Annotated in this window: 13 protein-coding genes; 3 read left to right on the top strand and 10 right to left on the bottom strand. The window is 55.3% G+C overall.

Features of this window, described 5'->3' with window-relative positions:
* Positions 1 to 73: 73 nt before the first annotated feature.
* The 5 genes from AB5Z54_RS07115 to AB5Z54_RS07095 all read right to left on the bottom strand — a co-directional run bounded on the left by AB5Z54_RS07115 (position 74) and on the right by AB5Z54_RS07095 (position 5,235).
* Positions 74 to 2,257, bottom strand: a complete 2,184-nt coding sequence (locus tag AB5Z54_RS07115; RefSeq protein ID WP_368160959.1) for a DUF6020 family protein — start codon at positions 2,255 to 2,257, stop codon at positions 74 to 76.
* A gap of 135 nt (positions 2,258 to 2,392) precedes the next feature.
* The gene (gene lgt, locus AB5Z54_RS07110; protein ID WP_368160958.1) at positions 2,393 to 3,214 is read right to left on the bottom strand and encodes a prolipoprotein diacylglyceryl transferase; all 822 of its coding nucleotides are present in this window, start codon (positions 3,212 to 3,214) and stop codon (positions 2,393 to 2,395) included.
* 109 nt (positions 3,215 to 3,323) lie between these two features.
* Complete coding sequence (locus AB5Z54_RS07105; RefSeq protein WP_117637654.1) at positions 3,324 to 3,602, bottom strand: NifU family protein; 279 nt, start codon at positions 3,600 to 3,602, stop codon at positions 3,324 to 3,326.
* A gap of 172 nt (positions 3,603 to 3,774) precedes the next feature.
* A complete protein-coding gene (locus tag AB5Z54_RS07100) occupies positions 3,775 to 4,299 on the bottom strand; it encodes a deoxycytidylate deaminase (RefSeq protein ID WP_050766113.1) in 525 nt (174 codons plus the stop codon).
* 84 nt (positions 4,300 to 4,383) lie between these two features.
* Complete coding sequence (locus tag AB5Z54_RS07095; RefSeq protein WP_368160956.1) at positions 4,384 to 5,235, bottom strand: type III pantothenate kinase; 852 nt, start codon at positions 5,233 to 5,235, stop codon at positions 4,384 to 4,386.
* 192 nt (positions 5,236 to 5,427) lie between these two features.
* On the opposite strand from AB5Z54_RS07095, the gene AB5Z54_RS07090 reads away from it, so the two are divergent.
* Positions 5,428 to 7,131, top strand: coding sequence for an OPT/YSL family transporter (locus AB5Z54_RS07090; protein WP_347479798.1), 1,704 nt, complete (start codon positions 5,428 to 5,430; stop codon positions 7,129 to 7,131).
* Positions 7,132 to 7,346: 215 nt separating this feature from the next.
* Complete coding sequence (locus tag AB5Z54_RS07085; RefSeq protein WP_368134958.1) at positions 7,347 to 8,486, top strand: DUF389 domain-containing protein; 1,140 nt, start codon at positions 7,347 to 7,349, stop codon at positions 8,484 to 8,486.
* Positions 8,487 to 8,613: 127 nt separating this feature from the next.
* Here AB5Z54_RS07085 and AB5Z54_RS07080 read toward each other — a convergent pair whose 3' ends face one another.
* The 5 genes from AB5Z54_RS07080 to AB5Z54_RS07060 all read right to left on the bottom strand — a co-directional run bounded on the left by AB5Z54_RS07080 (position 8,614) and on the right by AB5Z54_RS07060 (position 13,178).
* Positions 8,614 to 8,964, bottom strand: coding sequence for a hypothetical protein (locus AB5Z54_RS07080; RefSeq protein WP_040358975.1), 351 nt, complete (start codon positions 8,962 to 8,964; stop codon positions 8,614 to 8,616).
* A 632-nt stretch (positions 8,965 to 9,596) separates the two neighbouring features.
* Complete coding sequence (locus tag AB5Z54_RS07075) at positions 9,597 to 9,743, bottom strand: hypothetical protein (protein WP_368134957.1); 147 nt, start codon at positions 9,741 to 9,743, stop codon at positions 9,597 to 9,599.
* 40 nt (positions 9,744 to 9,783) lie between these two features.
* A complete protein-coding gene (locus AB5Z54_RS07070; protein ID WP_368134956.1) occupies positions 9,784 to 10,383 on the bottom strand; it encodes a type II CAAX prenyl endopeptidase Rce1 family protein in 600 nt (199 codons plus the stop codon).
* Positions 10,367 to 11,941: an ATP-binding cassette domain-containing protein gene (locus tag AB5Z54_RS07065; RefSeq protein WP_368134955.1), complete on the bottom strand. Its 1,575-nt coding sequence runs from the start codon at positions 11,939 to 11,941 to the stop codon at positions 10,367 to 10,369. The genes AB5Z54_RS07070 and AB5Z54_RS07065 overlap by 17 nt, the downstream gene beginning before the upstream one ends.
* Entirely contained in the window at positions 11,919 to 13,178 is a 1,260-nt protein-coding gene (locus AB5Z54_RS07060) for a radical SAM/SPASM domain-containing protein (RefSeq protein WP_368160955.1), read from the bottom strand. Before AB5Z54_RS07060 ends, AB5Z54_RS07065 begins: the two co-directional genes overlap by 23 nt.
* A 540-nt stretch (positions 13,179 to 13,718) precedes the next feature.
* On the opposite strand from AB5Z54_RS07060, the gene AB5Z54_RS07055 reads away from it, so the two are divergent.
* Positions 13,719 to 14,171, top strand: coding sequence for a LysR family transcriptional regulator (locus AB5Z54_RS07055; protein WP_368160953.1), 453 nt, complete (start codon positions 13,719 to 13,721; stop codon positions 14,169 to 14,171).
* Positions 14,172 to 14,209: the final 38 nt, after the last annotated feature.

Here is a 14,209-nt window from a genome sequence, read left to right as displayed (position 1 = left end):
GATAAACCCCAAAATGAAGGCGTCGTGATGATGACCCCTTTGGTGCAAAGAAACCTGACCCCAATGCACCAAGTTAGGACCAGAGGAAGTCACTGCGGGTGACGGTGGCGCCGATGGCGAAGGGCATGCAGGCGATGACCGGATACAGGTAGCGCATGTAGGTCGAGCCGTTGCACGGACCAATCAGGCACACGGCGAGCACGCCCAGCAGCGGCACCCAGATCGCCAGCGCACGCCATGAATGACGACGCAGCAGGTAGACCACCACGGCGATCATGATCCACACATAGGTGGCCGAGCTCATGGTGAGCGAGATAAACGGGACGCGTTGTACTGCCACGCGATACAGGTTGATCAGGTGGTCGCACCAGCGCACAACCTTGCTATCGACCGGATGGAAGTCGAAGTACTTAAGGTTATCGGGCTTCGCCATAATCTCGGCACTGCGCGCCGTGCTGTAGACCCACGCATCGCGGGCACTCGGATAAAAGTAGCCGTAGTAGTTATTGATGAGCGCCGAGATATAGCACTCGGGATCCTTTTTGAACATCTGGGCCCATACCTCAAAATAGGCCTTGATGTCCTCCTGCGAGGCGTACTCGTTAAAGCAATTCTTGACGGCATCGGACTTGTCGGGGTTGTAGCGGCGGCCCAGGTTCTCGTACTTGAGCACGCGATCGATCACGGCACGCTCTTCGTCGGTCACCGAACCGTCGCAAGGAGCCTCCACGATGGTGCCGTCCTCCTTAACCGTGGGGTTGACGCCCGAGTTGAGGCCGTCGTGCTTTTGGACAAAACGAGCCGTCTGCTGGAACGGAATCGAGAGGATTTCGCGCTTGGAACCAGGCGTGATGTCGTGTGCCGGCATAAAGACCTTGGTGAAGTACATATTAGAGGCAAGGCAGAGTGCAAGCACCGCAAGAACTCCCACCCAGCGGAAACGCGGGGTGGTGCCCGAAGGCGCAGCACCAGCCTGCTTGGCTGCACGACGAGCCGCATGCGCGTCCCATGCGCTAAACGCCGCCGCGATTACGCATGCCGCCAGGGGAAACACCAGGCCGCCATTGCGCAGAAACGTGGAGCCCATGGCGCCCAGAGCGAGCAACAGCCAGTCGTGGCGCACAAAGAGCACGGGGGCTTTCTCGCCCGCACGCTCGACATTGGCATCACGACGGGGCAAGCCACATGCCACGAGCTTGACGGTCTGTACCAGCAGCACCAAGAACGCGTCGGCAAAGAGCACGTCTTTGGTGAGCAACGCCGCGTAGTTAGAGAACATCGGCATAAACGCAAAGAACAGCAGGATCGCACCGCGAACCGGCAGGCTCACGCCCAGTTTGCGCAGCGACGAAATGGAATAGGCCATGCAGGCAGCCGTGATGACAAATTGAGCGCAGGTATAGATGATGAGGCCCGCGTTAGCGCTGTTGAACAGCGAAAGCCCCAGCTGAACGCACGAGCCGATAATGGCCGTGTGCACTACGGGATGATGCCCGTTGAGCAGCACGTTGGGGTTGAGTAGGCGCAGGTAGTCGCTCGTGCCGTTGGGATAGTTAAACCACTGGCGAATCTGCGCGCCCGTATCTCCCATAAAAAGGCCAGGCAGCGAAGCGATGAGCGTGGGCGCCCAGGCGATCATAAGCACCAGGAAGGGCCCGGCAAAGGGATGGACCGAGAGCACGGCGTGAGTCACACGCCATACGCGGCCAAAGTGCGCCTCGGAAAACGGAATGCGCCGAGAGCTCAGCCAATCTAGACACTCAAAGGCAAGGTAGAAGGCAACGACCGCCAAGAGCATCCAGCCCGCGCCGCCAATCCAGGCGCAGATGATGCGGGCTTTGTCGCCAAGGACAATCTCGGCCGAGTCGGTGAGATCGTAGCTGCGGCCGAACACCATGCAGATGGCGAAGAACAGCGACGGCAGAATGATCGATGGACGCCAGGTGTCGCCACGGCCAAAGAACACGTAGCGAAACGGCAAGGTGAGCAGGCAGGCAAGTGCAAGCAGCATGACCGCGTCGGTATGGCCGGCAAACGAGAGGAGCACCTCGTAGCACACGTACAGCATACCCGAGGCTTTGGGGTCAATCGCCAAGACTGCGTTGCTCGACACCGGGGCGGGATCGATGGAAAACGCCGTGGTCGCCAACAGCGCGAGCAAAAATGCGATGAGCGTCTGCTTGGCGGGGTAGCGCTTAAACCAGACGATGCGGGCAGCGTCGCGCGCAGCCGTTGTGGAGAGATCGGAATCCTTCACAGTCCAAAGAGCCTTTCTAGAAACCTGCCAAAAAGGGACAGGTTTATTTTGGCAGGTTTTATCTGGGGAAACGTTACTGTTCTGTCATCGTTGCCCAGCGAACCACCACAAAGGTGCCTGCCCCCTTTGTGGTGGTTAGGCGTCGAGGTAGATGCGCTGGGGACGGTTGTGGCGGAGGGCAAAGATGACGAGCGCCAGGCCCGCAATCACGAGTGGCAGACTCAACAGCTGACCCATGGTGATGACGCCGCCCAGCAGATAGCCCAGCTGGGCATCGGGCACGCGCACAAACTCAATGAGGAAGCGGACGATGCCGTAACCCATCACAAACACGCCCATAAACGTGCCTTGGGGCAGTAGCGGCTTTTTGCGGCTGAGCACCTGCAGAATGCAAAAGAGCACGATGCCCTCAAGAAATGCCTCGTAGAGCTGGGAGGGGTGACGCGGCATATCCCCCGCGGTGCCACCGAAGACCACACCCCAGGGCAGATCGGTCGGCTTGCCCCACAGCTCACCATTGACAAAGTTGGCACAACGGCCCAGGCACAAGGCCAGCGGCGCGCCTATGACGGCAAGATCTGCCAAAGTCCAGGCATCGAGCTTATACATGCGGCACACGATGATGCCGCCGATAATGCCGCCCACCAAGCCGCCATGGAAGCTCATGCCGCCCTCGTTGGTGGCAAAGATCTCGAGCGGGTGCGCCCAGTAGTAGCCATCACCATAAAAGACGACGTAGAACAGGCGGGCGCCAATGATAAGGCCAAAGACCACGCCGACCACGACACTCGTCAGGTCGTCGACCGTAATGTCAAAACCCCAACGGCGCTGCGTGCGGTACATGACGACCGCCGTGAGCAGAGCTCCGACCACATAGGCCAAGCCGTACCAGTAGATGGTGATGGGCCCCGCCGAGATGGCGACGGGATCAAGCATATGGTAGAGGTCGTTGAGCATATCGGTCCCCCTGCTCCCTACATACAAATGCGGCCGCGGGCCTTGCGCTCGCAGCCGCATATTCGGGCGTGACGTCTATGCGGAGCATATCGCCCGCAGCTTTCACTTCTTAGAACGGCGCATACTCGTCGTACAGGTCATCGGTCTCGCCGGAGGCATTGACCTGCTCGACACGCGTAACGCCGGGCACGTGCTCCTTGAGGATACGCTCGATGCCCATGGAAAGCGTCAGGGCGCTCATGGGACAACCGGCACAGGCGCCCTGAAGCTCCAGCTTGACGACGCCCTCGTCGTCGACGCCCACATACTCCATATCGCCGCCGTCGGCCTGTAGATTGGGGCGAATCTCTTCAAGAACCTTCTTAAGCAGCTCTTCGTTAACAGCCACAGGGGCTCCTTTCTCACAATAACGCGGGCGCGCCCGCGGACAGAAGCTATGTTACTACAGCCATGTACCCGCTCACGAGCCGTCCATGCGCGCAGACGCGACTTTCACGAGTAGTCAATTTGGGACGGGACTCTTTGAGCTGCGTTCGTCGTCAGATAGCGACAACGCATAATTACTGTCGAGCCTGTCCCCCGGTACCAATCTGGACATCGACGATAACCTGGCGGTAGCTGATGCCACAGGAGTCGAGGATGCGGCGGCTGATGCGTCCATCATCGGTGTCGGCGTACTTGTTGTCTAGGTAGACAACCTCGCCCACGCCCACCTGCGCCAAAATCTTGGCGCAGTCGTGGCACGGGAACAGCGTGACGTAGACCGTGGAACCCTCGAGGTCCTTGAGCGAGCCACGGTAGTTGAGCACGGCGTTGGCCTCGGCATGGACCACGTAGTTGTGCTTGTCCTGCAGCGGGTCGTCGCTCGTACCCCACGGAAAAAAGTCGTCGTTGAGCGCCGAGGGCGTACCGTTGTAGCCCACCGAAAGGATGCGGTGGTTGGTGTTGGCGATGCACGCACCCACCTGCGTGTTGGGGTCCTTGCTGCGGCGCTGCGCGGCGATGGCCACGCTCATAAAGAACTCGTCCCAGCTAATGACGTCCAGGCGCTTGCCTGACGAAGTTTGATGAAGATCGTCCGACATGGCAGACACCTCCGTAATCGCAATAGTTTGACCCATTGTAGCAGGTGAAAGGTGGAGGCGTTTGTCCCACCGGCGCCCTCACTTTTACACGCGGCGGGGCTTTTGGTTGATGCGGTAGAGCTCGGCGAGACCCCGCAGCGTCAGCGCGTCGTCTACCGTCAGGCTATGGCCGACCAACGCCGCGAGCGCCTCGGCATCATCGCCGGTGATGATGATGGGCACGCTGCCCTCGCCCGCCGCCTTGGTCGAGCGCATCTCGGCAAGCACCATGTCGAGCATGCCGTCGATGCGGGCTACCTCGCCCAAAACCACGCCCGAGCGCATGGCCTCGCGCGTGTTGCGACCGATCACATGCGTTGGCGCCGAGGGCTCAACCTGGGGTAGGCGCGCTGCTGCCGCCGAAAGCGAGCGGGCGCCAAGTGCCAGACCCGGCGCGATGACGCCGCCGACAAAGGTTCCGTGCGCATCGATGACCTCGATATTGGTCGTAGTGCCCAGGTCGATCACGATGCACGGAGAGCCGTAGACGGCACGGGCCGCCACGGCGTCGGCGATGCGGTCGGGACCGATCTCTGCTGGATCGTCGTAGTGCACGGGCATGCCGGTCTTGAGGCCCGGTCCCACGGTGAGCACGCGCCCCGTGCAAGTGCGGGAAAGCGCTGCCTTCCACGGGCGCTCGAGCGCCGGCACTACGCAGCTCAGCACTGCGGCTGCGGGAACGAGCGCACCCGGCATGCCCGCATCGGCTGCCAGTGCGCCCATGACCTGCGCGAGCCTCATGCGCGCCTCGTCGGCCGTGATGCTCGACGGCGTCGTGATCTCGCACGTCGCGAGCGGGCGCTCCTGCGCCGCGGCCGAATCCTCGGCAAACAGGCCAAAGCGAATGAACGTGTTGCCCACGTCGACCGTCAATATATATGCGCACCCATTAAGCATCGTCGGCGCTCCTTTCGTCTGCCCAGCAGTATATCGCCTACCTAAACCAGTCATCCCGAAATGACTAGCTTGCGGTTATACTGGTGCGCGGTCGCGCGCGAGCTCACGCGGCGGCCCTTGGTAACCCGACTTCCCGCGCCGTATCCGTAGCGGCGCTCCCGGGGGAAGCGGATATACGCAAAGGAGTTTTATATGAGCAATCCCTCGAACCGCGCCTCGATGCGCGGGCAACTCACGCTGCGCGGCGTCGTCATCGGCGTCCTTGGCTGCGTGATCATCACGGCAAGCTCGGCCTATACCGCCCTCAAGATGGGCGCCCTCCCCTGGCCGATCATTTTCGCTGCCGTCATTTCGCTGTTCTTCCTGAAGCTCATGGGCAACGCCAGCCTCAACGAGGCCAACGTCACCCACACCATCATGTCTGCGGGCGCCATGGTCGCCGGCGGCCTGGCGTTTACCATCCCGGGCGCCTGGATGTTGGGCTATGCCGACCAGATCAGCTGGCTCGACATGTTTATCGTGGCGCTCGCCGGCACCATCTTGGGCCTTCTAGCGACAGCGCTCATCCACCGTCACTTTATCGTGGACGCCGCGCTGGAGTTCCCCACCGGCAACGCCGCAGCTCAGACCCTACGTGCTACCGAGGCCGGCGGCAAGACCGGTAAGCAGCTCTTTGGCTCCATGGCCATCGCAGGCATCTACAGCGTGCTGCGCGACGCCCTGGGCGTGGTGCCCAGTATGCTGTGCACGCTCAATATCCCCGGCGTGACCTTTGCCATCTACAACTCGCCCATGCTGCTGTCCATCGGCTTCCTCGTGGGCTTCGCCCCCGTCGCCTTCTGGTTTGCCGGCGCGCTGCTGGGCAACTTTGGCATCATCGTTGGCGGCACCGCTGCTGGCCTGTTCGATATTGTGACCGCGCAGGGTATCGTCAAATCCCTCGGTATGGGTCTTATGATGGGCTTTGGCGTCGCCGTCGTCCTTAAGGACATCCTGCCGCAGGTCGCCGGTATCGTCCGTGGCCTCGCCGCCGACAGCTCCACCGACACCGACGAGCAGTCGCTTATCTCGGGCTCGCTTAAGCTCGACGCCGGCATCATCGGCCTGGGCACCGCAGCCATCGCTGTGATCGTTGCCATCGCGCTCGACCTCGGTCCCGTCCCGGCCGTCATCGTCACACTGTTTACCTTTGTCACCACCATCATGAGCGCACAGAGCTGCGGCCAGACGGGTATCGACCCCATGGAAATCTTTGGCCTCATCGTCATGCTCATCGTGGCAGCCTTCGCGCAGCTCGCGCAGGTCAAGCTGTTCTTTATCGCCGGCGTCGTGGCCGTGGCGTGCGGCCTTGCGGGCGACGTCATGAACGACTTTAAGGCCGGCGCCGTGCTGGGCACCAACCCACGCGCACAGTGGGTCGGCCAGGCCATCGGCGGCATCGTGGGCGCCCTGGTCGCTGCCGCCGTCATGGTCGCGCTCGTCACCGCCTATGGTCCGGACGCCTTCGGCCCCGACAAGAGCTTTGTGGCCGCGCAGGCAAGCGTGGTCGCCACCATGGTCTCGGGCATCCCGAGCGTGCCGTGGTTTGCGGGCGGCTTTATCGCCGGCATCATCATGTACTGGCTCGGCATTCCGGCCATGATGATCGGTCTGGGCGTGTACCTGCCGTTCTACATGTCGCTCACGGCCTTCTTGGGCTCCTGCGTTAAGCTCGCCTACGACAAGTGGGCCGCACACCGCGACGCCGAGGCCGGTCTTTCGGACGAGGAAAAGGCCGCCAAGGACGCCGCCTTCCAGGAGCAGGGCTTGGTCGTTGCCAGCGGCCTGCTGGGCGGCGAGTCCATCGTCGGCGTTATCCTGGCGTTTGTCTCTGTTGGCTTGAGCCTGCTGGGCTAAACCCAATAACAACGCACCCGTGCAGAGCGCGGGGTCGGAGACCATCCGGCCCCGCGCTTTTTTGTCTATTTGACTCTTATGATCCTCACGGCGTTTTTTGTCATGCCGATTGGCCTGACTTCCAGGTCAACAAACCCTGTCTGACACCTCGCTCAACGCGGTGTAGAGTAAAGACGACGGGCGGGATACGCGGCACGTGCCAGAACGAGGTGGACATGGAACTCGATAAACAACAGCTCAAGCGACTGCGCGAGCGCCATCATCGGCGCCATGGCATCCGCCCCGCCCACAGCGAGGCCATGGAGAACGCAAGCCGCTTTCTAAAGCGGGCATTCAACATTCGCGAGGGACGCGCGCCCTATCACGTGATTCGCAAGCGCTTTGTAAACGGGGCGCGCCTGACTGGCTCACACTTATGCATCTTGATCATTGCCATGTTGATCGCGAGCATCGGCCTCGATATCGACTCGGATATCGCCATTGTAGGCGCCATGCTCATCTGCCCGCTCATGGGTTCGGTCCTTGCCATGGCATACGGCATCGCCACGCTCGACCGCGAGATTACCCTTGAGGCCGTCGCGAGCTTGGCTCTGCAGATGGCCTTTTGCCTGGTCACGTCCACGTTGTACTTTAAGCTCTCGCCCCTTGGCACCACCACGGCCGCCATCATCGACAATTCGACACCGACTGTGTGGGACCTTGCCGTCGCGCTCGCGGGCGGCTTTGCGGGTGGCCTGGGCAACTCGCGCGACCAGGAACCCGCCACGCTCATCGCCGGGGTGGCTGTGGCGACCGCGCTCATGCCGCCCCTGTGCGCGGCGGGCTATGGCATCGCCATCGCAAGCGGGTCGCTGTTCCTCTCGGCACTCTACGAGTTTGGCATCAACGTGGTCTTTATCGCACTGGCCGCCGAAGCCGTACTGCTTCTTTTGCGCGTGCCGCTCAAGCGCGACCTGAACGGCGACGGTATTGTGACTGCTGAAGAAAACGCCGAGGTCGACGAGCTATCGCGCAAGGTGCGCCGCCGCATCATTGTGGGCACGGTAGTCTTTGCCATCCCCTGCATCGTTATGACGGCGGGTTCCATTGGCTCGGCGCAGGCCGGCGTGCAGGACGGCTACGGCGTGACCGAAACCACGCGCGAGCTTGCAGCGGTGCTGCCAGGCTTTAAGGATTACACCGTCGCCGTCGAGACCTCGGCTACCGAAGGTGACGAGGAAGGCATCGTCGAGCGCGAGATTGTCGCCCATGTGACAACGAGCGAGGCGCTTGGGGCACACGACCGCCGTATCGCCCGCAAGCTCATCGACCTCAATGTGCCCGGGCTCGATCGCGTGGAGTTTGATGTGGAGTAATGCGGAGCATGGGATGGCTCTCGCGCACAGGCGCAAGTCGCGGCGAGGCTCAGACGCGACGCAGGCACATGCAAAAAGCGGGACGTAGTTCACGTTCGCGCCCCGCTCGCTGTTTTATTGCCGTGAATCAGACGTCCGCATCGACATCGCCAGATTCCACTGTAAACGCCGGATCGGTGCTCACCAGATAAAATCGGGTCACCTTAGTATTTCTAATTAGGTAAATCTGCCCCTGATTGCGTCGGCGCGATATATACGCAACGTGAATCGTGCCGAATTCTTCGCCGTTTTCCTTCTTTAATATCAGGATGTTGGGGTCATCCGTACGCTTAAACTGCCCGTCTGTGCAGATTCCGTCTTGATCGACCAGCTGCCATCGACAGTTGTCCTCCTCAAGAAAAGCCAGGGTTTCCCGACTCGTTTTGTCATCCCGATAGTAACCATCAATGGCAAACCCTTCGGAAGCGCATTCCTGCATATAGGACGTTTCTCGGCTTATAGCAAACAGCCCTGTAGCGCCCAGGAGCACAGCCAGGCAGACCACTGCAAGGGTTATCGAAGTAGCACAGCGACCCATGTTAGCCAGACCAATACTTGTTGAACGGAGTGCAAAACATACTTGGCACCTCCGATATCAAAGCAAACGTCACCCGCGGCCCGCCGGCAACTATGTGTTTCTAACATTAAACCATTTGGCTACGACTCGTTGGAGATAGGTTCCATAAACGGACAGTGATATACGGCGAAAGGCCACACTTATCCATTAACCCAGAGTTATGAAGGCCGTTTTTCATATTGCGAGACCGCGGTTTTCGGAAGTGCGGTGAAAAACTGAGCGCCGCCGACCAGACCGACTTTTTTAGCAACAAAACCGCAGGTCACAAGGGTGCAAAAGAGCCGTGTGCTCGGAAATTCGGAGTTTTTCCCCGCACTTCCGAAATCCGAGTCCGCGAAAGGTGCCGGCAAGGCCAATTACGCAACATATATCCAGTAAAAACGGGTGGCAGCCGGTATGGCTGCCACCCGTTTTTCTCATACCAGCCTAAAGCAGGCATGTTTCTTCTTAATGCCGCCCCCAGACGCTCGGCGACCGATGCCACGGCATCCTCGCTAACCGAATCGCAGGCAGGCGAAGGGCTGCGTGCAGATGGTGTTGGGCGCACCGTGATCGATTAGGTCGAGCATCTCGGCCGTGAGCAGCCAGCCCTCGCCCATGTTATTGCATACCGAAAGCACCGTGCGGGCTTTATCTGCCATGGTGCCAACACCTGAAGATTTTGAAGATTTTGTCCGTAACTCAAAGAGCTAGGATGTTGATAAAATCCAGAGACATCATGGCTAAAAGAGACGGACACACTGTCCCTGTTTTTCGCACGAGCAGCGCAAAAATAAGGCCCAAACAAAGATAGCCCCCCATCATTGCAATGATGTAATTTGTGGGTGCCCCGATTAAACACTGTTGAGTCACGAGAAGCAATGACCATAGCATCGACTGTATAAATGCCCTTATGCAAAACGGCCGAACTATTCCGACGATTGTGTATTCAAATAAAAATACGTACCTAAATAACAGCTCATGCAAAACTGAAACCGAACAGACCAATACCCATCTGGATATTGATTTTCCACCTATATCGAGCATAAAGGCCATAATAATAAATACGATGAAAATGAACTGCCATCCCAAAAGAATCCCACGCCGTTTGGGCTTATCGCAAGAAACAGCGCCCCGAGTTGCAAAAAGATAGACTACCAACGCACAAAAGAGCGCCCCTGTAGAGCACAGCCAAGCGGGGGATCCTTTTGCAATAACCCAAATAGCCCACGGCACGCTAGCAACCATCGTGCCCAGTAGATAACGTGCCCCCAGGCGCATTATTTCAGTCGCTTTTCCCAAGCTCTACCACCTCATCACTAGCATCTATTAGGTCCATATCGTGTGTAATTGCAATGACAATCTTGTGCTTTCGCATTTCCTTCATAGCTTTTATCAGAGCTTCTTTATGAGCAATATCGAGTGATGCTGTTGGCTCATCGAATAAATAGACGTCTGCCTTCTTTTCTAAGACCCGTCTAATTTCCAGTTGTTCCAGTTCCCCGGGAGACATTCCTCCGCACCTCTTCCTTTCGATAGAAGGAAAGTTTCTATCGCAAAGAATATCCTTTACTGATATCGGAGTTTGTTCAGCAAACGAAACTAGCTTCTGCCTAAGGAGCTCACAGTTGATTTCTTCTTGGGCCTTACCGTTGTAGGAAATAGTTCCAACGTAATCCGAATTGAAACAACCCATCAATAAGTACGCAAGGGTCGTTTTGCCCGAGCCATTAATCCCTACAAGAGCATAGAGCTTTCCTTTTTCAAACTTGACATTCAAGTTGCTGTAGAGACACTTTCCATTTAATGTAAAGCCGAAATTATGCAGTTCGATGTAATCGATCTCCAAGAGCTCCTCTCCAGCAGCAGCCGAAGGCATTTTAGAGGCATTTAGACGGGATATCGATGAGAAGCAGTCTTGTGCGCTGCTACCTATACCGTAGATTGACCTCACGGCAGATAGCATTAAAGCCATGTAGCTCGAAACAGCAACAAGTTGGCCTACACTCATGCTTCCATGCATTACATAAAAAGCCGAAATCAAAAGAATGGTCACCTGGGACGCAGCCGCAGCAAAGGAATCAGTTGCCTGAAATTTCGAAATGACACTTTGATAGGCGACTCCGGCGTGCAGCAAAGACGAAAAATAGCTATCTATGGATTTCAATGCTCTTTCGAACAGCGCATTAACATACAAAAATCTCTGATGCGCAAGTAGGGACTCCACTTTTCCGAAATACAGGGACTGCTCTTCCTTAAAGGTCAGACCTGAAACAAAAAGCGGTTTTTTAAATGAAGCATATGCAATTGCATACAAGATGCAAAATGTCACGGAAACCCAAAAGAGCGCTGTGGAACATCCATAGAGAAAAAATAAACTGATACCTAGCTGGACAATCGCAAGGAGTACCGTCTGGAGCATCGACAATCCGAAGGACGCCACAGTATTGGCATCTGAACAAATCTGTTGAGTTTTTTCAGCAGACTCCTGCTCAAAAAACAACTCAAAAGGCATCCGCACGAGCTCATCGATTTTCTTTCGAGCAATCGAGAATGCAGCCACGGTCGTTATCCGCATTGAAAGAAGGGTGCTTAAATAGCTGACAACAATATCGATTAATGCCGCGAAACCAATTAACGCACTGTCAATCATAATAGCACCATAAGGAGCTTTTTTAGATATATTATCAACCAGAGCGCTCGTGAGCAGCGGGGATACAGAGGCCATCATTCCAGATATTATTAAGCACAACGTAAAGGCTATAACCAGAAGCAATTGGGAAGAAAACCCAAGTCTGAAATATGGCAGATAGTCGAAGATCGCCGTTGAATCCGCATCACTTCTTATGCTTGAGATCATAGGCCGCCCTCATTACTTTTATACAGTTCTTTCTTGCGGATACACAGCTTGTCTTATTTTCATACAGCCTGGTGAAGGGACAGCCACCCATGCACATAGGAAGAAGTGAGCAGTTAAGGCATTCTGAATCTGAACAAAAGTCGTAAGCATTCCATATGGAAACTTCGGATGCGCTACTCGTTACATTTTCAAAGATGCTCCCATAGCTTCTGTCGGAATATCCTATTTCATTCCAGCATTTATATAAGGAACCGTCTGGTCCAATAACTTCTGAATATTTATTGACGGCTCCGCATATGGTCGGATTAAAGCCTGGAAGAAATGGATCCATGTACCCTGTCATTTTGTAGCGAGACAGACAGGATGCTTCAATCGAAGCAAATTCATCCTCTGAATAGCATGGAGAGTTAGCGCACATCCCATTTATATCATCCACTGCCGCTAAATATAGTTTTACTTTATTACGAAGACCTTTACAATCAAGCGAATCAACCAAACGATCAATCTGATCACCGTTCGACGGATCAACATTGACTCTTAAGATGACATCAAAGTACGCACTAGCCCTTTTTACGTTATCAATAATACGGTTGAACGTATCGCCGCCAGAAGGAAGACATCTTCTTCGATTGTGTATCTCAGGCGGACCATCGACAGTTACCTGAACGTGCGTAACCCCATTTTTTGCAAGCAACTCCGCCGTTTTCCCATCTAAGAAATAGCCATTGGTCACCATGCTGGCGTTAAATAAGATTTCATCGCTTCGGATTCCGCGCGTAATCTTCTCCACAGTCTCAATCGCCAATAAAGGCTCGCCGCCATACCAGGCAATCTGCAAACTTTCCGCCTGATTGTCTATAACCATGCCATTGATATGCTTTATTACCTGATCGACGCATCGGTCGCTCATTGAGCCATAACGCTTGCCGTTCTCATAACAATACGGACATCTGAAGTTACAATTCAATGTCGGGGCTATCGTAAATGAAAGTGATTTTGATTGCATGCGACAGGCCAACGATATCTCTTTTAAATGTTCGATCTCGTCAAGTCCGTCGGGAACCAACAACCCCGCGTCCGTCAAATTATCGACAATTTCCGAAGGGTAATTAGCTCCATTCTCAAAAAGCCCCTTCTCGTATTCTGCATCCAACGCAACGATTGCACCAGAGTACGAGTTATATGCCAGCGTAGGTTGATTCCCTTTATCGATTACATTAAAGCGAGACTGTTTCATTTCTACTCCGTTGCATATTTCAATATTTCAACCTGCCATTAGGAGTAATTCCAGCCACAAAATTTGGTAATGCAGATCCTCAGGCCACACGGTCCTCCCCCTGAATAACTCCAACAAATATGTGCTGCACAGGACACACACGTAGAAATATCTCGAGACGAAGCAGGCATCTGAGTATTCACTGGCTTTTGAATATATTCCATCGGAGCTCCTAGCTAACGTGTATACCGCAATGTTGAAATGCGCGGCAATTCCCGCCCGTGTACACGGCACACATCCCCCAGGGATTACAGCGCCCTTGACATTTTGCGCCCTGACAAGGACACCAACTTGATAGCAAAGCAATATCGTTAGGTGTTTGAGTTGGCTGTATCCAATCCACAATGGCTCCTTTCTCGTTCTAGGCCTAGTTATACTTTGGTCAAAAAGTCAAAAGCTGTTTGATAACTTTTTGTACTAGATGAAACAATTTGTTTGCCTTGTTTAACATTATTTAATTTACACTTAGACTGATTAAAAATTCAACCTAAGGAAATTCTGGTGAATGTTGTTCAGCTGCAGTATTTCATAAAGGTATTTGATTATCAGAATTACTCGGATGCAGCAACTATATTAAGCGTTTCGCCGCAAGCTGTTTCAAAAGGCATTCGAGCATTGGAATCTGAACTTGGTCTGAAGCTGTTCGAAAAAAGAGGCAGTATTCTACATCTAACAAACTATGGAGAGGAAATCCTTCCTATAGCATTAGATGTACTAACTTCAGTTGAGGGAATTCAAGCGTATGCGCAAATCACGCGTGAAAAGATAAAAATAACCCAGACACGTTTGACACGCGTTGCAGTCGGACTAGCACCAATACTCGCAAGCTGGTTCAACCAGCCCACACTGAACAGGCTTTCGAAAAAGTATAAGGGCGGTAAGTTTACTGTTTCCAGATATGACGACGGCGGAACGGATCGCGTCGAAAATGTTGGTGTAAGGGTGACACCCTAGCGCCCGTTTAACGAAAAACGGCCTTCGTCCTAGAATCT

The sequence above is a fragment of the Collinsella aerofaciens genome, from assembly GCF_040910185.1.
In the GTDB taxonomy this organism is placed as follows: Bacteria; Actinomycetota; Coriobacteriia; order Coriobacteriales; family Coriobacteriaceae; genus Collinsella; species Collinsella aerofaciens_BF.
Note: the sequence above shows the minus strand (reverse complement) of the source record. Positions and strands in the feature narration are given on the sequence as shown.

Coding starts and splice junctions, on each gene's coding strand:
- AB5Z54_RS07065 (WP_368134955.1), bottom strand. CDS start 11,941: ATGATCTCAAGCATAAGAAGTGATGCGGATTCAACGGCGATCTTCGAC.
- AB5Z54_RS07095 (WP_368160956.1), bottom strand. CDS start 5,235: ATGCTTAATGGGTGCGCATATATATTGACGGTCGACGTGGGCAACACG.
- AB5Z54_RS07085 (WP_368134958.1), top strand. CDS start 7,347: ATGGAACTCGATAAACAACAGCTCAAGCGACTGCGCGAGCGCCATCAT.
- AB5Z54_RS07060 (WP_368160955.1), bottom strand. CDS start 13,178: ATGAAACAGTCTCGCTTTAATGTAATCGATAAAGGGAATCAACCTACG.
- AB5Z54_RS07090 (WP_347479798.1), top strand. CDS start 5,428: ATGAGCAATCCCTCGAACCGCGCCTCGATGCGCGGGCAACTCACGCTG.
- lgt (WP_368160958.1), bottom strand. CDS start 3,214: ATGCTCAACGACCTCTACCATATGCTTGATCCCGTCGCCATCTCGGCG.
- AB5Z54_RS07075 (WP_368134957.1), bottom strand. CDS start 9,743: ATGGCAGATAAAGCCCGCACGGTGCTTTCGGTATGCAATAACATGGGC.
- AB5Z54_RS07100 (WP_050766113.1), bottom strand. CDS start 4,299: ATGTCGGACGATCTTCATCAAACTTCGTCAGGCAAGCGCCTGGACGTC.
- AB5Z54_RS07080 (WP_040358975.1), bottom strand. CDS start 8,964: ATGCAGGAATGCGCTTCCGAAGGGTTTGCCATTGATGGTTACTATCGG.